Consider the following 25,062-nt stretch of genomic DNA (forward strand, 5'->3'; position numbering starts at 1 on the left):
CGTATGTTCACCAAAGTACTCATCGCCAACCGCGGCGCCATTGCTTGCCGCATCATCCGCACGCTGCGCCGCATGAACGTCACCAGTGTCGCGGTATACACCGAAGCCGATGCGCTATCGCGGCATGTCAGCGAGGCCGATGAAGCCTATTGCATCGGTGAAGGCGTTGCGGCTGAAAGTTACCTGCGCACCGATAAGATCCTGGCCATCGCGCAGCAATCCGGCGCGCAGGCCATCCATCCCGGTTACGGGTTTCTCAGTGAAAATGCGGATTTTGCCGGGCAGTGCGCGGCGCACGGCATTTGTTTCATCGGCCCTACCCCGCAGCAAATGCGCGCATTCGGTCTGAAACATACGGCCCGCGCCCTGGCGCTGGAAAATCAGGTGCCACTGCTGCCCGGCACCGGTTTGCTGGCGAATCTCGACGATGCTTGCCATCAGGCCAAGCATATCGGCTACCCCGTCATGCTCAAAAGCACCGCCGGTGGCGGCGGTATCGGTATGCGCTTGTGCTGGAACCAGGATGAACTGAGCGGCGCTTATGAATCCGTCAAAAATCTCGCGCAAAATAATTTCAAGGATGCCGGTTTATTTCTGGAAAAATTTGTCGACCAGGCACGCCACATCGAAGTACAGATCTTCGGCGACGGTAACGGCCAAGTCGTCGCATTGGGCGAGCGCGACTGTTCCATGCAACGGCGCAACCAGAAAGTCATCGAGGAAACACCCGCGCCCAATCTGACGCCGCAACTCCGTCAAGCCTTGCTGGACACGGCGGTACGCCTTGGCAAAGCGGTCAATTATCAATCCGCTGGCACGGTGGAATATATTTTTGACGCCGCCAACGGCCAGTTTTATTTTCTCGAGGTCAACACGCGTTTGCAGGTTGAACATGGCGTGACCGAGGAAGTAACCGGCATCGATCTGGTGGAATGGATGGTGCGGCAAGCTGCGGGCGATTTACCGCCGCTCGACTCCTTTACCATCGAACCCCGTGGCGTATCGATTCAAGCGCGGGTTTATGCCGAGAATCCGGCCAAAGACTTTCAACCTTCCAGCGGCACGCTGACAGCTGCGGAATTTCCCGCTGCGGCGCGCGTTGAAACCTGGGTCGAGCGCGGCATCGATGTATCCGCGTTTTACGATCCGATGCTGGCGAAAGTCATCGTGCACGCGCCTGACCGGGAAAAAGCCATTGCGCGGTTGCAGGATGCATTGGAAAGCAGTTCGTTGCAGGGAATCGAAACCAATCTGGATTACTTGCAGCAAATTCTGCGCAGCACCGCTTTTCAGAACGGCCAGTACACCACCGGCTTTCTCAATGGATTTCACTATCGTGCGCATACCTTGGACGTTTTAGTCCCCGGCGTGCAAACCACCGTGCAGGACTATCCCGGACGGCTCGGTTACTGGCAAATCGGCGTACCACCCTCCGGGCCGATGGATGCGCTCGCGTTCCGCTTGGCCAACCGGCTGGTTAATAATTCCGCAGATAAAGCGGCGCTGGAAATCACATTGACCGGCCCAACGTTGCGTTTCAACAGCGATTGCCTGATTGCCGTGACTGGCGCGGCGATCGAAGTCTATTTGGACAGCGAGCCGCTGCCCCTATGGCAATCGCACGAAATCAAGGCTGGTGCGATTTTGCAATTCGGCAAAATCAAAGATCAGGGTTGCCGGGCATACCTCGCGGTGCAGGGCGGATTTCAAGTACCGGATTATCTCGGCAGCAAATCAACCTTTACACTGGGACAATTCGGCGGCCACGCCGGGCGTGCGCTGCGAGCGGGCGATGTGCTGCACATCGCGGCGGAATACGAACCGGCGCAAACTGTGCTGGCAGCGGAATTGATCCCCCGTTACACGCATCAATGGGAAATCGGTGTTTTATACGGCCCGCACGCTGCACCCGACTTTTTCACCGCTGCGGATATTGAAACGTTCTTCAGCACGGATTGGAAAGTGCATCACAATTCCAGTCGTACCGGTGTGCGCCTGCTCGGCCCGAAACCGCAGTGGGCGCGCAGCGACGGTGGCGAAGCCGGTTTGCATCCGTCCAATATCCACGATACCGCGTACGCCATCGGCGCAGTCGATTTTACCGGCGACATGCCGATCATCCTGGGGCCGGATGGCCCGAGCTTGGGCGGTTTCGTCTGCCCCGTGACCGTGGCTCATGCCGAGTTATGGAAAGTCGGACAACTCAGACCGGGCGACCAGATCCGTTTCCGCCCGCTGACCATGCAACAAGCGCAAGCGCTGGAAAAGCAGCAGAACGAATCGATCCGGTTATTGCATTCGCCTCCTGTATTAGCATCCAGCGGTGCTATTGCAGCGCTGCCGAGTCCGATCCTGCATCAGATCGCCGAAGGCCCGCAGCACATGGCGGTCACGTACCGCCAATCGGGCGATCACAACTTGCTGGTGGAATATGGCCCGATGGTGCTGGATCTGGATTTGCGTTTTCGCGCGCATGCCTTGATGGAGTGGCTGCAACACGCCAATTTGCCCGGCATTATCGACCTGACGCCGGGAATCCGTTCGCTGCAAATTCATTTCGACGCGCAAATTCTGCCGCGCGACAGCCTGCTGCAAACCTTGCTCGCCGCGGAACAATCGCTGCCGGATAGCGCCAGCATGTCGGTGCCGTCGCGTATTGTGCATCTGCCGCTATCCTGGGACGATGCGGCAACACGCCTGGCAATTGAAAAATACATGCAATCGGTGCGCAGCGACGCGCCGTGGTGCCCGAGCAATATCGAATTCATCCGCCGCATCAATGGGCTGGACAGCATCGAGGATGTGTACCGTATCGTGTTTGACGCCAGTTACTTGGTTCTCGGCTTGGGCGATGTGTATTTGGGTGCGCCGGTTGCCGTACCGTCCGATCCACGCCATCGCCTGGTGACCACCAAATATAATCCGGCGCGCACCTGGACGCCGGAAAATGCCGTGGGTATCGGTGGTGCGTATTTGTGCATTTATGGCATGGAAGGCCCCGGCGGCTATCAATTTGTCGGGCGCACGCTGCCGGTATGGAACCGCTACCGCCAAACCACCGATTTCAAGGATGGCAAACCTTGGCTGTTGCGTTTCTTCGACCAGATCCGTTTTTATCCGGTCAGCGAAAGTGAATTGCTGAAACTGCGCAAGGATTTCATCCGCGGGCAATTTCAACTGCGCATCGAAGAAACCACGTTCAGTTTGCAGCAACATCACCTATTTCTGCAGCAGAACCAAGCGGCGATTCATGACTTCAAAACCCGTCAGCAAGCCGCCTTTGAAGCCGAGCGCGAGCGCTGGAGAATCAACGGACAAATGGAATTTGCCAGCGAATCGGATCTCGATGAAGCCGATGCGCAAAGCGAGTTGGATTTACCCGAAGGCAGCCACGCCATCGCTTCTCCGGTCACCGGCACCGTATGGAAAATACTGACCCAGGAAGGCCAGCAAGTCAAAGCGGGCGACATCCTGATCGTCATCGAAGCGATGAAAATGGAAATTACCGTGGAAGCTCCACTCAGCGGCACTGTTGAACGCATTCTGTGCCGCCAGGGGGATGGTATCTCCGCCGGGCAGTTGCTCGTCGTACTGCAGAAACATCAAACTGCGCCATGACTGACGATCATTCACAAGCACAAAGCAGAAAAGCCTACTGGCTGGAGCGGTGGGAACGGAATGAAACCGGTTTTCATCAGACTGGCATCAATCCGTATTTGCTTGAATTCTGGCAGACATTGCAACTAAACCGCGACAGTACCGTCTTCGTGCCGTTGTGCGGCAAGAGTCACGATATGCTTTGGTTGCGTCAACAGGGACATGCTGTGCGGGGTGTTGAATTAAGCACTACAGCGGCGCAGGCATTTTTCAGCGAAAACGGTTTGACACCACAGAGCCATGCGCACGGCCGATTCATGCACTGGGAAGCGAATGACATCGCTATTTTGTGCGGCGATTTTTTCGATCTAGGCACACAAGATATGCGCAATGTCAGCGCCGTGTACGACCGCGCCGCGTTGGTGGCGCTGCCACCGGATCTGCGTCAGTGTTATGTGGATCATCTGTTGCGGATTCTTCCGGAAAATACGCAAATCCTGCTCATCACACTCGACTATCCGCAGCATGAAATGACCAGCCCGCCTTTTGCGTTATCTTTCAATGAAGTAACCGCTCTGTTCCAGGCACATGCTGGAATCACCCTGCTATCGCAGCACAATGTGCTGGCACAAAATCCGCGTTTTCAGGAGCGCGGAGTCAGCCGCTTGGAGGAAAGTGCGGTTCTGCTGAAAACATTCGCGCGATAACATCGCGGCAGCCGCGCCAAGATTGCTGACGAACTTACGCTGTATTCCGGTTTTCCTGGTCGATTAATAATTGCTCAAATTCTTGCTGGGGAACCGGGACCGAATAAAGAAAGCCTTGTACATAATCGCAACCGAAATGCGTCAGCAGATCCTGCTGCGCTTCGGTTTCAACGCCTTCCGCGATGGTCTTGATATCCAGTTTATGCGCCATGACAATGATAGCTTCTACCAGCGCGCGATCGGTGGCATTGCCCATTAACTGATGTACGAAGGAGTAGTCGATTTTAAGAAAGTCGATATCGAATTTTTTCAGATAAGACAGCGAGGAAAACCCGGTGCCGAAATCATCGATGGAAACTTCAATGCCATTATTGCGAAGCTCCAGCAGATTCTGTTGCACCACGGCAGAATCCTTTAACAACAAACCTTCGGTAATTTCCACATTGATGCAATCGCCGGGCAATCCCAGCTGGATCAGACTGTCGAGCCAGCGGTAATCATTCATGTGTTTGAACTGGATCGGCGAAATATTCACACTGATTTGTATGATATAACCCAGTCTCTTCCGCCATTGATCGATCAGATCGATCGATTCCCGGAATACCATTTCGCCGATTTCCAGGATTAAGCCGCTCTCCTCCGCCAGCGGAATGAAGATGGTGGGGCTGATCATGCCGCGTTTCGAATGATTCCAGCGCAGCAACGCTTCGGCCTTGACAATGCGTTCGCTGGACAATTCCAAGATCGGCTGATAATAAACACGCAATTCGTTCTTGACGATGGCCTGCCGCAAGTCTTGCATCAACAGCATTTTTTCATGTGCCGCTTGTTGCATGGAAGGGGTGAAGTAGCAAAAACGATTACGCCCTTCCAGTTTCGCCGCATACATCGCCTGGTCCGCATGCTTCATCAGGCTTTTCCTGTCAGCGCCGTCTTGCGGATAAAAAACGATACCGATACTGGTGGAGATGTAATGATCAGCCCGGTTATGCCGGAGTTTAAATGGTTTGTTCAGTTTCTGTGTAATCTGCTGCGCGATCGCTGCAGCTGCTTTATTATCGCCACACTTCGATAAAATAATCGCAAATTCGTCCCCGCCCAAACGGGCAACGATATCGGTTTTGCTGGCACAGGATTTAATGCGCAAAGCGACTTCTCTCAGCAGCTCATCCCCTTTGTCATGCCCCAGCGTATCGTTGATATCCTTGAAATGATCCAAGTCCATCAGTAATAAGGACAACGGTGATTTGCTGCGCTGCGACTTCTTGATTTCCTGATCCAATAATTCTTTAAACAAATTGCGGTTGGGCAGTCCAGTTAGTGGATCGTAATTCGCTTGAAACAGAATGATTTCGTCTTTTTTCTTTTTTTCGGTGATATCGGAAAACTGCGAAACATAATAATGAACATCCCCGGATAGATGACGGATCACACTGATATTGAGCCACTTGGCATAAATCGAGCCATCCTTGCGCAGATCCCAGATTTCTCCCTGCCAGTGACCCTCATCCAGAAGCTTGCGCTTCATTTCCTGATAAAACGCTGCATCATGCCGGTTTGAGCGAAACATAACCGGATCTTTACCCAGAACATCCGCTATCTCGTACCCGGTCATGCGGGTAAAGGCCGGATTAACCTGAATAATCCGGTTGTTCTCATCCATGACCATAATGGCTTCATTGCTCGACTGATAAATCGCGGCCGCAAGACGCATCGAGTCGCTCGCCTGTTTTTGCTTGGAAATATCCTGATAAATTCCGAGCACACCGATGATTTCTTTCCGGGTACTGAGCAGCGGCACCTTGGAAGTCTCTATCCAAAGCGTTTCACCGGCGGCATTATTCAAGGCTTCTTCGTAATACAGCATGGATGTTCCCGAACTAATCACCCGCTTGTCGTCATTACGATAGTGGTCGGCTTGATCCTTTGTCCAGCTCAGATCGTAATCAACTTTACCGATAATTTCCTGCGGCGATGTCATCCCGGCATCTCGCGCAAAAATAGGATTGCAACCGAGGTAACACGACTGCTTGTCCTTCCAGAAAATCCGCGCCGGAACCGTATCGACGATCGTTTTCAGCAAATTGCGCGATTCCGCCAGTTCGGCTTCCTTCATTTTCAGGTCACTAATGTCGGTGATCGTGCCGACAAACCCCTGCACAGTACCATTCTGATCACGTTCTGCCTGTGCCTGTCCCAGAATCCAGGACGTTGTCTGTTCTTTAGTTTGAGAACGATACTCGCACATAAACGGCTGTTGCCACTGCACTATTTCATTCCATTCCGCGATGACTCTTTCCCGGTCCTCCGGATGAATGGCTGCAACCCATCCATGACCTGCCGCTGCAATAGCATCCAAGCCAGTCATATGGCACCAGCGTTCATTCACGTATAAATAGTTACCCGCTGCATCCGTGCGATAGATGCCGACTGATGCAGCTTCGGTCAAACTGCGGAAAAGCTGCTCATTTTCTCGTAATGCAGTCTCCATTTGCTTCTGCAGGGTCGCATCAACTAATACACCGTGCCAGCGTGTATTGCCATCGGCTTCCCGCTGCGGTATCGAATAGCCACGCAGCCATTTCATCCCCTTGGGCGTTTGCACGGGAAACTCATAAAACCAGAGGGTCAGCTTTTCCATGGAATCCTGGATGGATTTTTCCAAAGCCGGTACAGCATGGCTGGGTATCATTTGAAACAAAATTTCAACATCCGCCATGCATTCAGCCGAAGTGCGTCCAATTAAGTTTTCTATCCCTTCACTCATGAAGGGAAGTGATCGGCATCCGGCGGCATCGACACAGAATTCATACACTGCGCCCGGTATGCTGGCGACCAAATTGCGGAAACGCTTTTCACTGGCTTGCAGCTCGGCAGTCCGCTGAATTACGGTGTGTTCGAGATTTTGCTTCAGTGCCAGGCTTTCCGCTTCGACCGCTTTACGCCCGGTAATATTCCGGAAAATGCCGCGCGTCGCAACCGGCTGGCCATCTGGAGCGTACAGGCTGACATTGCCTTCGACCATGATGGTTTGCCCATCTTTAGTCTGAAAAGGGACCTCGATTAATCCGGCATTTTCTCCCGCCATGATCCGCCGAATGAATTCCTGACACTGCATATGGTGACTGGGATGAACGACATTGAAGATAGTCAACGTCGCCACTTCGCCGTCTGTATAACCAAGCGCTTCGCGCCAGGCGCGATTGACAAAAAGAAGACGGCCATCCGGTGCAACGCTCTGAATTAAATCTTTTGTATCATCGAACAATTCTCTCAATTGTTGTTCGCTCAGAACAATCGAAGCGGGAATTGCGGCATCGCAATCTAAAGGATCCTGCGGAACAAAACCATCACTATTCATGCAATGAACTTACAATAAGAAAAAATTCGGGGTCGTGCTGTTGCTCAATCTTCGATATCGAGAGATAAAATTTCTCTCTAAAATACAGATGCCTGCGAAGTATAGCGTATATGCAACTATTAAAAAATAGGGAATATATCCTATAGAAATGGGTTGAATTAACGGCTACTATCATTCGCCGCAAAAACCGGTGACCGGTATTAAAGCTGAAATGACCATGGCAGCGACACGGCATCAGCGTTACGTAAAGCTGGCCAACGCTGAAAATACACCGCGATAAGCGTATTTAACAGTCAATCATCCGGCGTACAAATATTCAGATACAAATACTTTCAAATTAATAGGTTAATGAATCTGCGCATTGAGGTTACACCCGTATGTGACAAAAGTCACAAGCATAATTTGAATATAAGGGTATATTTCCTCTCTGTTTTCATCTTCAAAGGTACTCAGTAGGTATTAAACTTAAAATCAGTTATCGCAATATCGATAGAAATATCGAAGCCGGAATGTAAAAATTGTCGTGATACTTTTACTGAGGAAGATGTTTTTACATTCGACCGTAGCTTGTGCGATGAATGATTTTATGACGAGGCCCTTTAATCCCTATTGCTTGCAATAGGGATTTTTTTTGCCCCGGTTTAGTCGGTCACCAATACGGGTGTTATGGCCATTTGCTGGCTGATGGTGTTGGCTGCCAGCTTCGCAACCGTTTGATCGGGATAAGGACCGGCGTGAATTTTATATAAGCCGTTATTTTTTGTAATACTGACGGCATCTTTGAGCGATGGAAGCTTCTGCCGGACTTGCGTGAGAAAATTATGCGCGTTATCGGATGAGCCGAATGCGCCCAATTGCAGGTAAACCATATTCATCACCGCATCGCTATCGGTTGCAGGCAACGATGCGGATGGTCTGGCGCTGGCCAATGCGGCCGAACCTTCCGGCACGATGCTTTCGACTTCAACGTGGCCGCTGCCGCCCGCCAAAATACCCAATTTATAGGCTGCGGTATACGACAAATCGATCAAACGGTCAGACAAAAACGGCCCGCGATCATTCAAACGCACGATCACGGATTTGCCATTATCCAGATTGGTCACTCGGGCATAACTGGGCAGTGGCAAGGTAGGGTGAGCCGCGGTCATGGCATACATGTCGTAGACTTCGCCCGAGGCGGTATTATTGCCATGATAACGTCGGCCATACCAGGAAGCGATTCCGCGTTTTTTATATGACTTCAGTTCCGTCATTGGTTTGAAGTTTTTTCCCAATGCGACATAGGGCTGCATATTGGCCTGCCGCAACGGTTCAGCCCTGGGCACGGCATCCGGAACCAGATGCAGGTCATCCGGCGGGTTATCCTCCGGGCCATCATCCAGATAATATCCTCCGCCTTTTCTGGCGGCTGGATCAGAACTCTTGCCGCTATCCGGTATGGACGCAACCCATTTGTTCTTTTGCTTCGATGCGGCAGTACCCTGATATTGCGGCGTAGTGCTGCAAGCGGTCAATAACGCTAACACCATCACCGAGGCCATTCCAGCGCTCGGCGCAGTTCTTGCGGACAAGTAGTGATGCGCTTTGTGAAATCTTGAATACAGGTTTGTCATGTCTTTACAAGTTTAGGATGTGTCTGAATACTCATCAAAATACCAAAACCAAGCAACATTGTCACCATCGACGTGCCGCCATAGCTGATCAACGGCAGCGGAACACCGACGATCGGAAGGATACCACTAACCATACCCATGTTAACGAAGATATATGTACAGAAAGTCAGTGTAATTGAACCGGCAATCAATCGCGTAAACTGTGTCGAGGCATTGGCGGTAATCACCAGGCACCGCCCGATCACCAATAAATACAGCAGCAGCAATACTGTATTCCCCATCAAACCGAACTCTTCGGAAAAAACAGCAAAGATAAAATCAGTGCTCTGCTCCGGCAAAAAATCCAGCTGCGTCTGCGTGCCGTTCTGCCACCCTTTGCCTACAATCCCGCCGGAACCGATGGCGATGGACGATTGAATGGTGTGATACCCCGCACCGAGCGGATCCTGTGAAGGATCAAGCAGCATGATGATGCGCCGCCGTTGATAATCATGCATGATTGTCCAGAATACCGGCAAACTGCCCGCCACCGCCACCAATAATCCGGCAATGATGCGCCACGACAACCCCGCCAGAAACAGCACGTAAAAACCGCTCGAGGCAATCAGAATGGCGGTGCCGAGATCAGGCTGGCGCAGAATCAGCAATACCGGCAACAATAGCAGCACCGTCGCACCGATATAGTCCTTCAGACGCAACGTAATCTCATGCTTGTCGAAATACCAGGCCATCATCAGCGGTATGGCGATTTTCATCAACTCGGACGGCTGGATGCGTGTCACGCCGATATTCAACCAGCGTCTGGCGCCATTGTTGATTTCACCGAATAAAGCCACGCCGACCAGTAAAACCAGCCCCAGGATATACATGGGCAAAGCCAGCCGCATAATCTGCTGCAACGGAATATTCGCAACCAGCCACATGATCACTAGCGCGATCAGCATGTTGATCACTTGATTGCTGACCCTAGTCATATTCGCCCCGGTGGCGCTGTAGAGCACGATCAATCCGACAGCCATCAATGTCAGCAGCCCGATCAACAACAAACTATCGATATAGCGTGTCAAAAAATGCCAGATTTTTTTAATGTCGTCCATGCTTTCAGTATAGTGACGGATGCATCATCCGTAATCGCCTGCCGGTTTGTATTACCTATAAATGTTCATGATGATGATCATGATCCGCGGCAGGTTCGGCCAATTGCGCAATCGCCGCTTCGGACGGTTTTCCCAATAGAAAATAATCGAATACTTGCCGGGCTATCGGCGCTGCGGTAGAACCACCGGTTCCGGTATTTTCCACCAGCACCGCCAGCGCAATCTTGGGATTCTCGGCCGGTGCATAGGCGATAAACATTGCATGATCGCGATGCCGCTCGTTGATCGCTTTTTCATTGTAGCGCTCCCCTTGCTTGATGGCGATCACTTGCGAAGTGCCGGTTTTACCGGCGAACGTATACGCCGCATTGGCACCGGCTTTTGCCGCGGTACCGCCGGGACGGGTAACATCCACCAGCGCGTTCTTGACGATTTCCAGATTCTTCGGTTTGAGATTCAGGCTGTACAGCAGCTTCGCCGGGATATCTTCAACTTCCCCGGTCTGGCTGTTCTGAATCTGTTTCACCAGACGTGGCGCATACGCCTTGCCGTTATTCGCAATGACCATGGTGGCAAATGCCAGCTGGAGCGGCGTAGCCAGATTATAGCCCTGACCGATGGATACGGAGATGGTATCGCCAGCGTACCACTTCTGTTTATATTGGCTCATCTTCCAGGCGGATGAAGGCAGCAATCCGGCCACTTCGCCTTCGATATCAATCCCGGTTCTTTTTCCCAAACCGAATTGACCGATAAAGCTATGGATATTGTCGATGCCGAGATCGTTGGCGAGACTGTAGTAATAGGTGTCGCATGAAACAACCAGCGATTTATGCAAATCGACCCGGCCATGCCCACCCGGTTTCCAGTCGCGGTAACGGCGATCAACGCCCGGCAGGGAAAAGAAACCGGGATCGCTCATGCTGTATTCCGGCGTGCGTTTTCCCAGCTCAAGTGCTGCCAGCGCCATGAATGGCTTGAATGTCGAACCGGGCGGATACACACCGCGCAGCGCCCGGTTGTTGAGCGGTCTATCAATCGATTTGTTGAGCAGACTCCAGTTTTCCTGATCGATACCGCCGATAAAAAGATTGTTGTCGTAGCCCGGCTTGCTGACAAACGCCAGCACTTCTCCGTTATTCGGATCCAATGCAACCAGCGCGCCGCGGCGGTCGCCAAATGCTTTTTCCGCAGCTTCCTGTAACCCGAGATCCAGCGATAAAATCAGATTACTGCCGGAAAGCGGCGGCGTGCGTGACAATACGCGAATGGAGCGGCCTGCCGCATCGGTCTCGACTTCTTCAAAACCGGTGATGCCATGTAATTGTTTTTCATAGCTCTGTTCAATACCGATTTTACCGATGTGCTGAGAACCGCGATAATTATGGAGCTCACCATCGCGTTCCAGTTGATCGAGATCCTGATCGTTGATGCGGCTGATATAGCCGATGATATGCGACACAATCTCCTTCTCCGGGTATTGCCGCAGCACGCGCGCCTTAATTTCAACCCCCGGAAAACGGTAACGGTTAACCGCAAAAGTGGCGATTTCCTCATCAGTCAAACGGCTTCGAACTGGCAGGCTTTTAAAGCGCTTACTTTCCTTCAGCAATTTTTTGAAACGCTGGCGATCGGTCGGGGTGATCTCGATAATGTCGGCCAATTCATTCAACGTCACTTCAAGATCCTCGATCTGACTGGGCACGACTTCCAACGTGTAGGCGGAATAATTTTGCGCCAGTATCCTGCCGCTACGGTCATAAATCAGACCGCGATTGGGCACCAGCGGCGAAATGGAAATCCGGTTCGCTTCCGCCAGCGTCTGATAGTGTTCCTGTTGCGTAACCTGTAAATAATAGAAACGCACATACAAAATCAAAAACAGAATCAATACAAAACCCGCGCTGATACTGAGGCGAAGACGGAATTTATGTAATTCGGCCGGATGATTTCTCAGTTCAACATGTTGCTTCATAATGCATCAGGATCTGGTTTTTGCCGCAGCAGCAGCGTAAACAGATAAGAAACAGGCACCCAGAGTAGTGCGCCCGCAACCGTAGCTAAATAATATTGCCAATCCGGCAATAAAGAGTCCGTCGATAGTGCAACCAAAACAATGGCCCATTGCATCATCAGCAGCACCAAACCAATCTGCGGCGCTTGTTTTACCGGAGTAAATAGCCGCAATCGGCGGCCAAAAACCAGGGTGAGATAGACCACGATACAATAAGCCAAGGCGTGCTGCCCCAATATGCCGGCGTTGCCGACATCCATCATCAATCCTAGGCCGAAGGCAATGCTCATTCCCATTTTGTGCGGATAATTAATATTCCAATAGGCGATCGTAATCGCTAAAAAATCCGGGCGTAACAACAGAAATTCGCCCTGTAGCGGCAAGAAATTCAGAATCAACGCAGCAATCAAACTGGCAGCGACAAACCAATTACTGGCAGGCACGAATACATCCTGTCTGATGTAATGGTCCTTGTTGACATGACCCTCTTTAATTTTTCCCGGGTTCAATTGCAGGTATCTCTTGAGATTCGTTGGATTCGGGTTGCACCAGAGCCAGAACCAAAACTTGCCGGTTCCGGTCCACACCGGCAACGGGTGTGCTGATAATCTGCGCGAAATCACCGGTCGGGTCGCGCTCGATTCTTAACACCGCCGCGACAGGAATACCGGGAGGATAAACCCCGCCGATACCGGAGGTAACCAGCAGATCGCCTTGCTGAATATCCGTGTTCACGGATAAATAACGCAACTCCAATTCATCGTTTTTACCGGTACCGGATACCACCGAACGTAAACTATTGCGCACCACTTGTACCGGCACCGAGTGATCCTTATCGGTCAACAGCGTGACTTCCGATGACCAAGGATACAACTGCGTAATCTGCCCGACGATGCCTTGATCATCAATCACCGCTTGACCCAACTGGATATGATGCTGACTGCCTTTATTCAAAGTAATTTTATGACTGAACGGGTCGCGCGGCGTGGACAGAATTTCCGCCAGGACTGCTTTGGTTTTAGTGGCTGTTTCAATCTGCTGCACCGCGCCCAGCAGTTTACGCAATTGCACATTCTCGACTTCCAAGGCATGCAATTTCAGCAGTTGTTCACGATTGTCGAGATAGATCCGCCTGAGCTTTTCATTTTCTTCCAGTAAATAGAAACTGGCGATGAATTCGCCGATTTGGTCGTAAATGTTGGCGGGAATATAAGCGATTTTCTGCAATGGAAAGATGATCACCCCGATGGTCTGGCGGAATTGCGGGAAATACTTGAGACGCGTATCTTCAGCGATGAGCAAACAGGACAGCAAGATGAATACAAACAGCCGTGTGAACGGGCCAGGGCCATGTCTGAAAAACTGAGGAACTGTTTCCATTACGCCCCGTATTCAAATATCGTTTTATTTTTCAACCAATAAGTAAAGAGATAAAAATAATTAACCTGCCAATTGATTAATCACGGGCAAAAATGCCGATGGACCGATCCATATTCTCCAGCGCGATACCGGCGCCGCGCACCACGCAGGTCAGCGGATCATCGGCGACAATAACGGACAATCCGGTTTCCTCCATCAATAACCGGTCAATATCGCGCAACAACGCGCCGCCACCGGTCATCACCATGCCTTTGTCGGCAATATCCGAACCCAATTCCGGCGGCGTATGTTCCAGTGCCGATTTAACCGCGCTGACGATGCTGTTCAACGGTTCCGCCAGCGCTTCCAGAATTTCGTTACTGGAAATGGTGAAACTGCGCGGTATGCCTTCCGCCAAGTTGCGGCCTTTCACTTCAATTTCGCGCACTTCCGAACCGGGAAAAGCCGAACCGATTTCCTTTTTAATGATTTCTGCGGTCACCTCGCCGATCAGCATGCCATAGTTACGGCGGATGTAATTAATGATCGCTTCGTCAAACTTGTCCCCACCCACCCGCACCGAATTGGAATAAACAATGCCGCCCAGTGAGATCACGCCAACTTCCGTGGTGCCACCGCCAATATCAACCACCATCGAACCGGTGGGTGATTCAACCGGCATATCCGCACCCAGCGCCGCCGCCATCGGCTCCTCGATCAACTCCACCTTGCGTGCGCCTGCGCCATACGCCGCTTCACGAATGGCACGGCGTTCCACTTGCGTGGAACCGTACGGAACGCAAATGACAATACGTGGATTGGCGGAAAGCAGGCGCGGCGGATTCACCCGGCGGATAAACATCTTGAGCATCTGCTCGGTCACGGTAAAGTCGGCAATCACTCCATCCTTCATCGGGCGGATCGCGGTAATGTTTCCCGGTGTGCGGCCCAGCATTTGCTTGGCGGCGAGACCCACTTGCTGGATCATTTTTTTGCCGTTGGCCCCGCTTTCTTCACGGATTGCGACTACAGAGGGTTCGTCCAGCACGATACCTTGGCCGTGGACATAAATCAGCGTATTCGCCGTGCCCAAATCAATCGCCATATCTGTCGAGAAATAGCTTCCAAGGATATTGTTGTTCAAGAAATTAAACATAGTGGCAGAATCCGTTATTAATAATTATGATGAGAGCGAATAATAAATAAAACCATCAAAAAATAATACGCCGGTTAAAACGGGGCATGATACTCTAATAGTTATTTGAATATAAGGTTACCGATTAAAATGACTTTATCTGTTAGCGACGTAAAACGCATTGCTGATCTGGCGTATATCGAAATTGACGACAATGAGGCCAAAGAAACTTTGACTCAATTATCCGGTATTTTCAATTTGATTGAATCCATGCAAGCAGTTGATACATCGACAGTGGAACCCATGTCTCATGCGCAAAGTGTCGTGCAGCGTCTGCGTGAAGATGAAGTTACTGAAACCGACCAACGCGAATTATATCAATCAATAGCACCGCAAGTCGAAGCGGGACTCTATCTCGTTCCACAGGTTATTGAATAAACCAGGAACAGCAGTAGCGAATTGAATCAAAGAAAGCAATAAAATTTAGAAAACCGCCATTATACGCAACATTTTATTTTTCTCTCATCAGTAAATCCATGTTTAACGCCAGCCTTAAACAGCTCTCGATTCAGCTCGCCGGAAAGAAAATTTCCAGCACTGAACTGACCAGCGAATTCCTGCAACGCATCAAGCAACTCAACCCGGAATACAATGCTTTCATCACCGTCAATGAAGAACTGAGCCTGGCGCAAGCACGGGCAGCGGACCAAATGATCGCCGCAGGACAAGCCGGTCCGCTCACCGGCATCCCGATCGCGCAGAAAGACATCTTTTGCGCCAAAGGCTGGCTGACCACGTGCGGTTCAAAAATGCTGTCGAATTTCGTCTCACCCTACGACGCCGGAGTTATCGAGCGCTTCAACCAAGCCGGTGCGGTGAATATCGGCAAGACCAACATGGACGAATTCGCCATGGGGTCGAGCAATGAAACGTCCTATTACGGCCCGGTGAAAAACCCCTGGGATCACGCCGCGGTACCCGGCGGCAGCTCGGGCGGCGCAGCCTGCGCGGTGGCCGCCAGATTGGCGTGCGCAGCCACCGGCACGGACACCGGCGGCTCAATCCGCCAGCCCGCCGCCTTGTGCGGCATCTCGGGAATCAAACCGACCTATGGACTGGTGTCGCGCTACGGCATGATCGCGTTTGCTTCCAGCCTCGATCAAGGCGGCCCGATGGCCAAATCGGCGGAAGATTTAGCGCTGCTGCTGAATGTCATGGTCGGGTTCGATGCGCGCGATTCCACCAGTCTGCAACGCGAAGCCGAAGACTATGCGCGCGATCTGCAAAAACCGTTAGCGGGCTTGCGCATTGGGCTGCCGAAGGAATATTTCGCTGCGGGCATGAGCAACGATGTTGCCAGCGCAATCGAGAAAGCACTGGATGAATACCGTAAACTGGGCGCGCAAACGGTCGAGATTTCATTGCCGAACGCGCCGCTGGCGATCCCGGTTTATTACGTGCTGGCGCCCGCCGAGGCATCGAGCAACTTATCCCGTTTTGACGGTGTGCGCTACGGTCATCGCGCCGAATCGTACAGCGATCTGGCCGATATGTACCGCAAATCGCGCGCGCAAGGTTTCGGCCCCGAAGTGAAACGGCGCATTCTGATCGGCACCTATGTGCTATCGCATGGTTATTACGATGCCTATTACATCAAAGCGCAAAAGCTGCGCCGCCTGATCGCGCAGGATTTTGCCGACGCTTACCAGCAATGCGACATCATCATGGGGCCGACTACACCGACGGTCGCGTTCAATCTGGGCGAAAAAAGCGGCGATCCGATCCAGATGTATTTGTCGGATATCTACACCAGCGCGGCCAATCTGACCGGCATGCCGGCCATGTCGATTCCGGTTGGTTTTGGCGACAAAAACCGTCCCATCGGTTTGCACATCATTGGCAATTACTTCAAGGAAGCGCAAATGCTCAACATTGCGCACCAATACCAATTGGCTACGGATTGGCATAACCAATCGCCGGTTTAAAATTAACCTTCATTTGTGAAATAAATATTTAGCTGGAAAATTCATTATGCAGTGGGAAATTGTCATCGGTCTTGAAGTTCATGCGCAACTTTCAACGCACTCCAAAATCTTTTCGGGCGCTTCCACCGCCTATGGCGCACCGCCCAACACGCAAGCGTGCGTGATCGATCTCGCGCTGCCCGGCGTGCTGCCGGTGCTGAACAAAGGCGCGGTCGAACGGGCGATCAAATTTGGCTTGTCGGTCGGCGCGAAAATCAATTCGCCGTCCATTTTTGCGCGCAAGAATTATTTCTATCCCGATTTGCCGAAGGGCTATCAAATCAGCCAATACGAATTGCCGGTGGTTCAAGGCGGCACCATCGCGATTCAAATCGACGGCGCTGAAAAAACCATCCATCTGACACGCGCGCATCTGGAAGAAGACGCCGGCAAATCGTTGCACGAGGATTTTCACGGTATGAGCGGCATCGATTTGAACCGCGCCGGTACACCGCTGCTGGAAATCGTCTCCGAACCGGACATGCGTAGCAGCGCGGAAGCGGTGGCGTACGCCAAGACACTGCACGCGCTGGTACGCTGGATCGGCATCTGCGACGGCAACATGCAGGAAGGCTCGTTCCGCTGCGATGCAAACGTTTCGGTGCGTCCGCGCGGCACGGAAAAACTCGGTACACGCTGCGAAATCAAGAATCTGAACTCGTTCCGCTTCCTGGAAAAAGCCATCGACTACGAAGCCCGGCGGCAGATCGAAATCCTCGAAGACGGTGGAGCGATCCGCCAGGAAACCCGGCTGTACGACGCCAACAAAGACGAAACCCGCACCATGCGCACCAAGGAAGACGCCAACGACTACCGCTACTTCCCCGACCCGGATTTGTTGCCCGTGGAGATCTCCGCGAGCTGGATCGAGCAAGTCAAATCCGCCTTGCCGGAATTGCCACAAGCGCGCCGCGACCGTTATGTCGCCGAATTCGGGCTGTCCGCTTACGATGCCGCGGTGCTGACCGCTTCGCGCGAAACCGCGGATTACTTTGAAGCCGCCGTCAAACAATTGCCCGCGCAAGCCAAACTGTGCGCCAACTGGATCATGGGCGACATCAACGGGCAATTGAACAAGGAAGGCATCGACATCAGCGCCTGCCCGGTCAATCCATCCCAGCTCGCCGCGCTGCTGACGCGCATCGGCGACGGCACGATTTCCGGCAAAGCCGCTAAAACAGTGTTCGAGAGCCTATGGAACGGCGAATTGGACAAGAATGTCGATGCCATCATTGCCGCCAAAGGCTTGAAGCAAATTTCCGACGACAGCGCCATCGAAAAAATCGTCGACCAAGTCCTCGCCGCCAACGCACAGCAAGTCGCCGACTATCGCGCCGGCAAGGAAAAAGCCTTCAACTCGCTGGTCGGCCAGATCATGAAAGCCACCCAAGGCAAGGCCAACCCCGCGCAAGTCAACGCCATCTTGAAGAAAAAGCTGGACAGCTAAAGCATAATCTAAAATCAAGCTTTTTCAGGCGCTACGAGAAGACATGCAGACCGGTATAATGGAAAGCGGTTATAGTGCTATACTCGAGAGCCTGTTGTAAGGGCGGAAGAAATATCCGCCGCGCCAGTGGCATCAAACGCTGAATTAAATAAACGGGGCTTTTTCTTTTATTCCGCTTATTACAATCTTCTAACGTTAAATATAATGCTGACATCCGTTGTAACCACGTCTATCAATCATGTTTTACGCAGTGAGCGGTGGGCATGTGAGCGATTGCAAACTTTTACCGGCAAAACGATCGGTATCCGGGTGCCGCCCTTGGTTAGCTTCAGTGTGCTTATTGATGCGGCAGGAGAAATGCAACAAGCCAGCAATGCGATGTGCGCGGACACGACGCTTACTTTTTCACCGTTGATTGTGTCCAGGCTGCTAACACGGGAAGCCGTTGCATTCGATGCGATCGCCATCACCGGTGATCAATCGCTAGCGGATGAATTGATCGCTATTGGTAAACAAATTGATCTTCGTGTCATTCTTGAGCAGGATCTGAGCAAAACGATCGGTGATATTCCCGCGCATCGTGTTGCCCAAGCAAGCGAGCATCTCATACGGTGGCCGGTTGACAATGTTGACCGCTTGTCGCAGGCGCTGACTGAATATTGGACCGAGGAAAGCGGTTTTCTGACAAAACCTGCGGGTATCGAACACTTCGCACAAGAAGTGCAAAACTTGCGATTCGATGCCGAGCAATTGGAACAACGATTAAACCGGCTTACCCGGTAAAACATCTGAACAATTAAGAATCAAATGCGCCTATATGCTTTCTCTCGCAGTAAACGGAATACTTATCAGACATGAATAACAAAATTTTGGCGTTGCTTTAACGGCTCCGCCAGGCTTCTCTCACCACCGCTTTCTCATCATACATGCGCCTATTCCGCCTCTTAAAAATTCAATACGTCGCGTTCCAGTTCGGATTGGACGAATTTGTCCTGAGCCATAGCCGGTTAAGGTTCCTGCGCGTCATTGTCAAGACATTAACATTCTGGCGGAATCTGGATAAACCACGCGGAGAAAGGTTGCGTCTGGCTTTGGCAACTTTAGGCCCGATTTTTGTAAAATTTGGCCAAATGCTGTCGACCCGACGCGATATATTGCCACAGGATATCGCCGATCAATTGGCCAAGCTGCAGGATCAGGTGCCGCCTTTTGCTTCTGACCTGGTATTTACCATCTTGGAAAAAGAATACGGGCAAAAGGTTGAAGAAGTTTTTTTCAAGTTTGATTCGACACCCATCGCCAGCGCATCGGTCGCGCAAGTTCATCTGGCGGTGTTGCATGACGGCACCGAAGTCGCTGTTAAAATATTGCGCCCCAATCTCGCAGAAGTCATTGCCCATGACATTGCGTTGATGGACACCGGCGCCTGGCTGGCTGAAGCGTTATGGTCCGATGGCAAGCGTCTGAAATTACGCCAAGTTGTTTCAGAGTTCGCCCGGCATCTGGACGACGAACTGGATTTAATGCGCGAAGCGGCCAATTGCAGCCAGTTACGCCGCAACTTTCTCGATTCGCCATTGCTGCTGGTTCCCGAGGTGTACTGGGATTACTGCCGCAACAGCGTCATGGTGATGGAGCGCGTCAAAGGCATTCCGATCAGCCATGTCGACGAATTAATCGCGCAAGGCACCGATATCCCGCAACTGGCGCGGGTTGGTGTGGAAATATTCTTCACCCAGGTATTCCGCGATGGTTATTTCCATGCCGATATGCACCCGGGAAATATCTTTGTCGGCAAGGATGGCCGCTACATTGCGGTCGATTTCGGCATTATGGGAACGCTCAGCGATGAAGACAAAAATTATCTGGCACAAAATTTCCTGGCCTTTTTCCGCCGCGATTATGCGCGCGTTGCGCAAGCGCACGTCGAGGCCGGATGGGCGCCTAAAGATACCCGGGTAGACGATTTCGAATCCGCCGTCCGGGCTGTCTGCGAACCGATTTTCGACAAACCGCTGAAAGAAATTTCGTTCGGACGGGTTCTGCTGCAATTATTCCAGGCATCGCGGCAATTCAATGTCGAAATCCAGCCGCAATTGGTATTGCTGCAAAAAACCCTGCTCAATATCGAAGGCCTGGGACGCGACCTGGATCCCAATCTGGATCTGTGGAAAACAGCGAAACCCTTCTTGGAAAACTGGATGTCGGAACAAATCGGCTTGCGCGGATTTGCCAGCCGGGTACAAAAAGAAGCCCCCAACTGGGCTGTCATCCTGCCGGAATTTCCCCGCCTGGTCCATCAGATGCTGTCCGAGAACCGCAATCACGAACTGGAAAAAAGAATGACCGATCTGGTCATTGAAGAGAAACGCCAGAACCGCCTGTTGGTGCTCATCGCAATTCTGTTAGCCGGATTGCTGGCTTGGCAAATATTCCAATAATCTCAAACGCCATTAATCCAAGTCCAACGATATCGTCTCAATTCGTAACCTGCCCCATACTCTATTACGAAAGCAAAAAATTTATAGCACATCCGGAAATTCCAGACACCGGAGTCTGACCACAGCCTTAAGATACACACGCTTTTCCCCTGTATCGACCCGCAGTCCTGCTCTCTTTCCGTTCGCCATAATCATTAAACCAATTACATAGCGGAATCTGGCTTTGTAAGTTTATTTTCCGGACACGGGGTTTCCGGATCATTACTGTGTTACAGTCCCTGCTATCGCTATGGCAAATTCTATTGATAAAGCCGAGCTGAAAGCACTCTATCAGCATCGTTGGCAACCCAACCTAAAAATTCCTCTGTTTTACGGCATATGGATAGGGCTTGGTATCATCGCCTGGCATGCCCCGCATTGGGCCATCGTTTGGCTCTGCTATCTAGCGATGGGTTACATGCAGATGGGCATCGTGACTTTTATGCATGATTGCACACACAGCGTGCTGTTTAAAGCCAAGTGGAAGAACTGGGCATTCGGTGTGTTTACCATGATACCGCTGGTCATTTCATTCACTGCTTTCAAAGAAGATCACCTTCTTCATCATCGTTTTAACCGTTCCGCCAAAGATCCGGATGCATTCACGATGGGCAAGCGAGGAATTGGTGATCACATCCTCTTTTATGCCTATGCTGTCATTGGCGTAGTGCTGACAGCCGCCCAGTTCGTTATTATTTTTCCCATCCAAAAATTACGGGGCGCAAAAGCACTCGCGCACTGGAGTGAAATAGCACTGCATGCGGTGGTTACCGTCAGTATTTTTGAATGGGCCAGTAGTCAGGGAATTGCAGCTGAGGTTTTTGCACTGTGGTTCTGGCCGCTCGTTTTCTTTGGGTTTTTCAATAGCATCCGTTTTGTGGCGGAGCACTATGGAACCCCCTGGAATGCCGGTCAGCTTGCCGGTACGCGCACCATTATCAGCAATCCGATGAATTCATGGTTCTGGAACAATATTAATTATCACATCGGACATCACGTATACCCAGCGGTACCTTGGTACAATCTTCAAAAACTCCATGTATTAATGCTGCCGGAGATTAACCGCCAAAATGCCATTGTCGATAAAAGCTACTGCGCGGTTTTCTTTGATGCCATGATCAATGGGCCGGAAAGTCTCAAGCGGAATATCGTGCGTAACGGAAAACGGAACGCCGCAACAGCAGGCCCTGATGCACCCTCTGCTTCCAATGGCACATCCATAAATGACGAATCGGTTTAATTATTCCTAATCCGGGTAATCAGGAAAACCACCACATGTTTGCTGGTTTGGTGCCTTCTCCATAAATTGAACCAGCACGATCAACATTGATTTTATACATTCAGTACATCAATAAACTTTGATAAAGTGTCAGTTTTCTCACCGGGAAACATAATGGCGCTGCTCGAAATCCGCAATGTGACCAAGCGGTTTGGCAATTTCACTGCCGTCGATAACGTCAGCATCGCCATCGAAGCCGGTGAATTCTTTACACTGCTGGGCCCATCCGGTTGCGGCAAAACGACATTGTTACGCATGATCGCCGGTTTCGACGCGCCCGACGGCGGGCAAATTTTGCTGGATGGAAAAGACCTCGCCGGTCTACCGCCGGAGCAACGTCCGTTTCATACGGTTTTCCAAAGCTACGCGTTATTCCCGCATATGACAGTCGCCAGCAATATCGGATTCCCACTCAAGATGGCAGGTAAAACACCAGCGGAAATTAAAACCCGGGTTGCCGAGACCTTGACGGAAGTCGAGTTGACGCCATTCGCCGATCGCTTCCCGCATGAATTATCCGGCGGGCAAAAACAACGCGTGGCGTTTGCCCGGGGACTCATCAATCAGCCGCGCTTATTATTGCTCGACGAACCACTGGGCGCGCTGGACGAAAAGCTGCGCGAGAATATGCAACGCGAGCTCATCAAACTGCAAGCCGAAGCCGGTGTCACGTTCATTTACATCACGCACGCGCAGAACGAAGCCTTGGCGTTGTCGCACCGCATTGCCGTGATGAATCAAGGCAGAATTGAACAGATCGACGAACCATCCCGGATCTACAATTTCCCGGCCAATCGTTTCGTGGCCGATTTCATCGGCAAAATCAATCTGCTGAGCGCCCGGGTGCTGGAAGTTTCCGCTGCGCATTTAAAATTAACCGTCACAGGGCTGGGAGAAGTCACAGTGCCGGTCAGCGGTCATGTCAAAGCGGGCGATCAAGGCGTTTTCGCCGTGCGTCCGGAACAAATCCGGATCGTTGCGCAATCACCGGATATCGCGGTTGAGTCGCAATTACTCGGGAAAATAAAGGATTTTCTATATATCGGCGATGTCACGACGTATATCATCGCCCTTTCCAACAACACGTTAATCGAAGCATTGCTTCCCAATTCCGTGCCGGGTCATGCTAAGCTTTTTGACATTGGCGATCCTGTCGTGGTGAGCTGGCAAGAGCAATCCGCGCAGTTTTTGCCCGATTAGCCCACCCCCCCGGCATGATTCTGTGCAGGTCAGACCGCATCTGCCGCGATCCTATTCGCTCTTATTGTTTGCGATCGCAATAAGGCTCAATGGATTCGGTAAAAAATGATCGAAACCACAAAGCTTCAAATCCTCCTCAGTCCAATGCGATCGATGATCCTCCAAGGGATTTGCCGGGACTTCTTGTTCAATAAATTCCTTAGGTGTGCTGACCAGGACAGAACCCTTGCATACGCGCTGACATTCTCTTAGAAAAATGACACCCTGCTCTTTATCAAAATGCTCCAGAATATCTATCGCAAGCACTAAGTCGTAAATTTTATCTCCCAGTGCCGGTAGCAATTTCAGCGCCTCGCCGATGAACAAATTGGTGTATGAATATTCGTGCACCGGAGTAATATAGCCTGCAAAACCTTCAATCCCGTCGATCCTAACCTTCCATTGATCCCTACTGCGTTGGCGTGCATTTGAGCCATCAATTTCAAAAAGATTTACATTTTCCAAATTGGTACGCAGCAAAAATCCATACTGCCCCATTCCAATGCCAATATCGAGAATTGATTCCGGATTCTGCTGCTCAGCGAAACCAATGATAGTGCTGAGCTGATTACTATAGCTAAATGGCATTTTCTCTTCTTTTGATGGGATTGACGTCAATTAATTGATAAGTTTTCATGGGGTCTAAGTATAGGGGAAAAATAAATGCGTTTTATACCAAAAAATGTACTGACCAAGGCGCTGCACATCGAATCGACCTGTATCAATTAAAAATCTCTTTCATGACCCTGGTGTAAAATAACCGCACGGAACTTCAAGTTTCATTCCACTGGATCCATAGCCAAATTAAAAGCATGCAAACATCCAGCCGTCTCGTAAAATGGCTCATCAGCGCCCCACCGCTCGCTTTCTTGCTGATATTCTTTGCCGCGCCGAGCTTGATCATGATCTTTACTTCATTCCGCCTGCCGGGCGAATTCGGCGGGCTGGCGCCGGTTCATATTCTGCCGGGGAATACGGGTGAAGACTCCGGTCTGACGATTGAAACGTATCGATTTTTCTTCAGCGATTTCATCTACTTCGAGATATTCCTCAAATCATTTACGGTGGCCGCCCTCACCACGGTCATTTGCATCGCCATGGCGTATCCGCTGGCGTTATTGATCGCCCGTAGCGGGAAAAAATTCCGTAATCTGATGATCATGCTGGTGGTGCTGCCGTTCGCCAGTAATTTTCTGATCCGCATTTATGCCTGGATGATCATCCTCGGCCCGGAATCTGCACTCAGTCACATGATCAACAGCGTATTGGCGGTTTTCGGTATGGCGCCGGTCACCCTGCTGTTTTCTCCGTTCGCAGTCTTGATTGGAATGATTTACGTGCACTTGCCGTTCATGATTCTGCCGCTCTACACCAATCTGGAAAAACACGACCCTATTCTGCTGGATGCCGCGCAGGATCTCGGTGCGAACCGCTGGCAGCGCTTCCGGTACGTCACTTGGCCGCAGTCGCTGCCCGGCATATTTTCCGGATCGGCGCTGGTTTTCATTCCCGTTCTCGGCATGTTCGCCATTCCCGACATTCTGGGTGGAACCGGCGACATCATGATCGGCAACTTGATCAAGGATCAATTCCTCGGCACGCGCGATTGGCCGTTCGGTTCGACGCTTTCCATCATGCTGACGCTGGCGGTACTGGGCATCGCCGGATTATTTTCCTGGCTTGCCAAGCCGGTCACCCGAATTACATAAA

Annotated in this window: 18 protein-coding genes; 10 read left to right on the forward strand and 8 right to left on the reverse strand. The window is 51.4% G+C overall.

The window, feature by feature from the left end:
- The first annotated feature begins 3 nt into the window (after positions 1–3).
- A complete protein-coding gene (uca, locus tag DU481_RS00420; protein ID WP_350131255.1) occupies positions 4–3,618 on the forward strand; it encodes an urea carboxylase in 3,615 nt (1,204 codons plus the stop codon).
- Complete coding sequence (locus DU481_RS00425) at positions 3,615–4,304, forward strand: thiopurine S-methyltransferase (RefSeq protein WP_350131257.1); 690 nt, start codon at positions 3,615–3,617, stop codon at positions 4,302–4,304. Before uca ends, DU481_RS00425 begins: the two co-directional genes overlap by 4 nt.
- Before the next feature lie 34 nt (positions 4,305–4,338).
- Here the strand turns inward: DU481_RS00425 and DU481_RS00430 are convergent, their stop codons facing one another.
- The 7 genes from DU481_RS00430 to DU481_RS00460 all read right to left on the reverse strand — a co-directional run bounded on the left by DU481_RS00430 (position 4,339) and on the right by DU481_RS00460 (position 14,904).
- A complete protein-coding gene (locus DU481_RS00430; protein WP_350131259.1) occupies positions 4,339–7,665 on the reverse strand; it encodes a sensor domain-containing protein in 3,327 nt (1,108 codons plus the stop codon).
- 641 nt (positions 7,666–8,306) lie between these two features.
- Positions 8,307–9,236, reverse strand: a complete 930-nt coding sequence (locus DU481_RS00435) for a septal ring lytic transglycosylase RlpA family protein (RefSeq protein ID WP_350131261.1) — start codon at positions 9,234–9,236, stop codon at positions 8,307–8,309.
- A gap of 38 nt (positions 9,237–9,274) precedes the next feature.
- On the reverse strand, positions 9,275–10,375 hold the full coding sequence (gene rodA / locus DU481_RS00440) for a rod shape-determining protein RodA (protein WP_090317469.1): 1,101 nt from the start codon (positions 10,373–10,375) through the stop codon (positions 9,275–9,277).
- Between the two features lie 55 nt (positions 10,376–10,430).
- Positions 10,431–12,350, reverse strand: coding sequence for a penicillin-binding protein 2 (gene mrdA, locus DU481_RS00445; RefSeq protein ID WP_350131263.1), 1,920 nt, complete (start codon positions 12,348–12,350; stop codon positions 10,431–10,433).
- Positions 12,347–12,832, reverse strand: a complete 486-nt coding sequence (gene mreD / locus DU481_RS00450) for a rod shape-determining protein MreD (RefSeq protein ID WP_350131265.1) — start codon at positions 12,830–12,832, stop codon at positions 12,347–12,349. Before mreD ends, mrdA begins: the two co-directional genes overlap by 4 nt.
- A gap of 46 nt (positions 12,833–12,878) precedes the next feature.
- The gene (gene mreC, locus DU481_RS00455; protein ID WP_350131267.1) at positions 12,879–13,769 is read right to left on the reverse strand and encodes a rod shape-determining protein MreC; all 891 of its coding nucleotides are present in this window, start codon (positions 13,767–13,769) and stop codon (positions 12,879–12,881) included.
- A 76-nt stretch (positions 13,770–13,845) separates the two neighbouring features.
- Complete coding sequence (locus tag DU481_RS00460; RefSeq protein WP_090317483.1) at positions 13,846–14,904, reverse strand: rod shape-determining protein; 1,059 nt, start codon at positions 14,902–14,904, stop codon at positions 13,846–13,848.
- Positions 14,905–15,033: 129 nt separating this feature from the next.
- Between DU481_RS00460 and gatC the strand changes: the two genes are divergently transcribed.
- The 7 genes from gatC (at position 15,034) to DU481_RS00495 (ending at position 23,313) form a co-directional block, all read left to right on the forward strand.
- Positions 15,034–15,321, forward strand: a complete 288-nt coding sequence (gatC, locus tag DU481_RS00465; RefSeq protein WP_090317486.1) for an Asp-tRNA(Asn)/Glu-tRNA(Gln) amidotransferase subunit GatC — start codon at positions 15,034–15,036, stop codon at positions 15,319–15,321.
- A gap of 98 nt (positions 15,322–15,419) precedes the next feature.
- Positions 15,420–16,868, forward strand: coding sequence for an Asp-tRNA(Asn)/Glu-tRNA(Gln) amidotransferase subunit GatA (gene gatA, locus DU481_RS00470; RefSeq protein ID WP_350131269.1), 1,449 nt, complete (start codon positions 15,420–15,422; stop codon positions 16,866–16,868).
- Positions 16,869–16,914: 46 nt separating this feature from the next.
- A complete protein-coding gene (gene gatB, locus DU481_RS00475; RefSeq protein WP_350131271.1) occupies positions 16,915–18,354 on the forward strand; it encodes an Asp-tRNA(Asn)/Glu-tRNA(Gln) amidotransferase subunit GatB in 1,440 nt (479 codons plus the stop codon).
- Positions 18,355–18,558: 204 nt separating this feature from the next.
- Complete coding sequence (locus DU481_RS00480) at positions 18,559–19,137, forward strand: ubiquinone biosynthesis accessory factor UbiJ (protein WP_350131273.1); 579 nt, start codon at positions 18,559–18,561, stop codon at positions 19,135–19,137.
- Between the two features lie 143 nt (positions 19,138–19,280).
- Entirely contained in the window at positions 19,281–20,795 is a 1,515-nt protein-coding gene (ubiB, locus tag DU481_RS00485; protein WP_350131275.1) for a ubiquinone biosynthesis regulatory protein kinase UbiB, read from the forward strand.
- 289 nt (positions 20,796–21,084) lie between these two features.
- Positions 21,085–22,074 carry a fatty acid desaturase family protein gene (locus DU481_RS00490; protein ID WP_350131277.1) on the forward strand — a complete coding sequence of 330 codons (990 nt, stop codon included), beginning with the start codon at positions 21,085–21,087 and terminating at the stop codon, positions 22,072–22,074.
- 153 nt (positions 22,075–22,227) lie between these two features.
- Positions 22,228–23,313: an ABC transporter ATP-binding protein gene (locus tag DU481_RS00495; RefSeq protein WP_350131279.1), complete on the forward strand. Its 1,086-nt coding sequence runs from the start codon at positions 22,228–22,230 to the stop codon at positions 23,311–23,313.
- Between the two features lie 51 nt (positions 23,314–23,364).
- Here the strand turns inward: DU481_RS00495 and DU481_RS00500 are convergent, their stop codons facing one another.
- Positions 23,365–23,940: a class I SAM-dependent methyltransferase gene (locus DU481_RS00500; RefSeq protein WP_350131281.1), complete on the reverse strand. Its 576-nt coding sequence runs from the start codon at positions 23,938–23,940 to the stop codon at positions 23,365–23,367.
- 224 nt (positions 23,941–24,164) lie between these two features.
- Between DU481_RS00500 and DU481_RS00505 the strand changes: the two genes are divergently transcribed.
- Positions 24,165–25,061, forward strand: coding sequence for an ABC transporter permease (locus DU481_RS00505; RefSeq protein ID WP_350131283.1), 897 nt, complete (start codon positions 24,165–24,167; stop codon positions 25,059–25,061).
- Position 25,062 lies beyond the last annotated feature (1 nt).

The organism is Nitrosomonas sp., from assembly GCF_040240425.1.
GTDB lineage: Bacteria > Pseudomonadota > Gammaproteobacteria > Burkholderiales > Nitrosomonadaceae > Nitrosomonas.

Excerpts from the sequence above, each read along its gene's own strand:
- uca (WP_350131255.1), top strand. The coding sequence starts at position 4 with ATGTTCACCAAAGTACTCATCGCCAACCGCGGCGCCATTGCTTGCCGC.
- DU481_RS00425 (WP_350131257.1), top strand. The coding sequence starts at position 3,615 with ATGACTGACGATCATTCACAAGCACAAAGCAGAAAAGCCTACTGGCTG.
- DU481_RS00430 (WP_350131259.1), bottom strand. The coding sequence starts at position 7,665 with ATGAATAGTGATGGTTTTGTTCCGCAGGATCCTTTAGATTGCGATGCC.
- rodA (WP_090317469.1), bottom strand. The coding sequence starts at position 10,375 with ATGGACGACATTAAAAAAATCTGGCATTTTTTGACACGCTATATCGAT.
- mrdA (WP_350131263.1), bottom strand. The coding sequence starts at position 12,350 with ATGAAGCAACATGTTGAACTGAGAAATCATCCGGCCGAATTACATAAA.
- mreC (WP_350131267.1), bottom strand. The coding sequence starts at position 13,769 with ATGGAAACAGTTCCTCAGTTTTTCAGACATGGCCCTGGCCCGTTCACA.
- DU481_RS00460 (WP_090317483.1), bottom strand. The coding sequence starts at position 14,904 with ATGTTTAATTTCTTGAACAACAATATCCTTGGAAGCTATTTCTCGACA.
- gatC (WP_090317486.1), top strand. The coding sequence starts at position 15,034 with ATGACTTTATCTGTTAGCGACGTAAAACGCATTGCTGATCTGGCGTAT.
- gatA (WP_350131269.1), top strand. The coding sequence starts at position 15,420 with ATGTTTAACGCCAGCCTTAAACAGCTCTCGATTCAGCTCGCCGGAAAG.
- gatB (WP_350131271.1), top strand. The coding sequence starts at position 16,915 with ATGCAGTGGGAAATTGTCATCGGTCTTGAAGTTCATGCGCAACTTTCA.
- DU481_RS00480 (WP_350131273.1), top strand. The coding sequence starts at position 18,559 with ATGCTGACATCCGTTGTAACCACGTCTATCAATCATGTTTTACGCAGT.
- ubiB (WP_350131275.1), top strand. The coding sequence starts at position 19,281 with ATGCGCCTATTCCGCCTCTTAAAAATTCAATACGTCGCGTTCCAGTTC.
- DU481_RS00490 (WP_350131277.1), top strand. The coding sequence starts at position 21,085 with ATGGCAAATTCTATTGATAAAGCCGAGCTGAAAGCACTCTATCAGCAT.
- DU481_RS00495 (WP_350131279.1), top strand. The coding sequence starts at position 22,228 with ATGGCGCTGCTCGAAATCCGCAATGTGACCAAGCGGTTTGGCAATTTC.
- DU481_RS00500 (WP_350131281.1), bottom strand. The coding sequence starts at position 23,940 with ATGCCATTTAGCTATAGTAATCAGCTCAGCACTATCATTGGTTTCGCT.
- DU481_RS00505 (WP_350131283.1), top strand. The coding sequence starts at position 24,165 with ATGCAAACATCCAGCCGTCTCGTAAAATGGCTCATCAGCGCCCCACCG.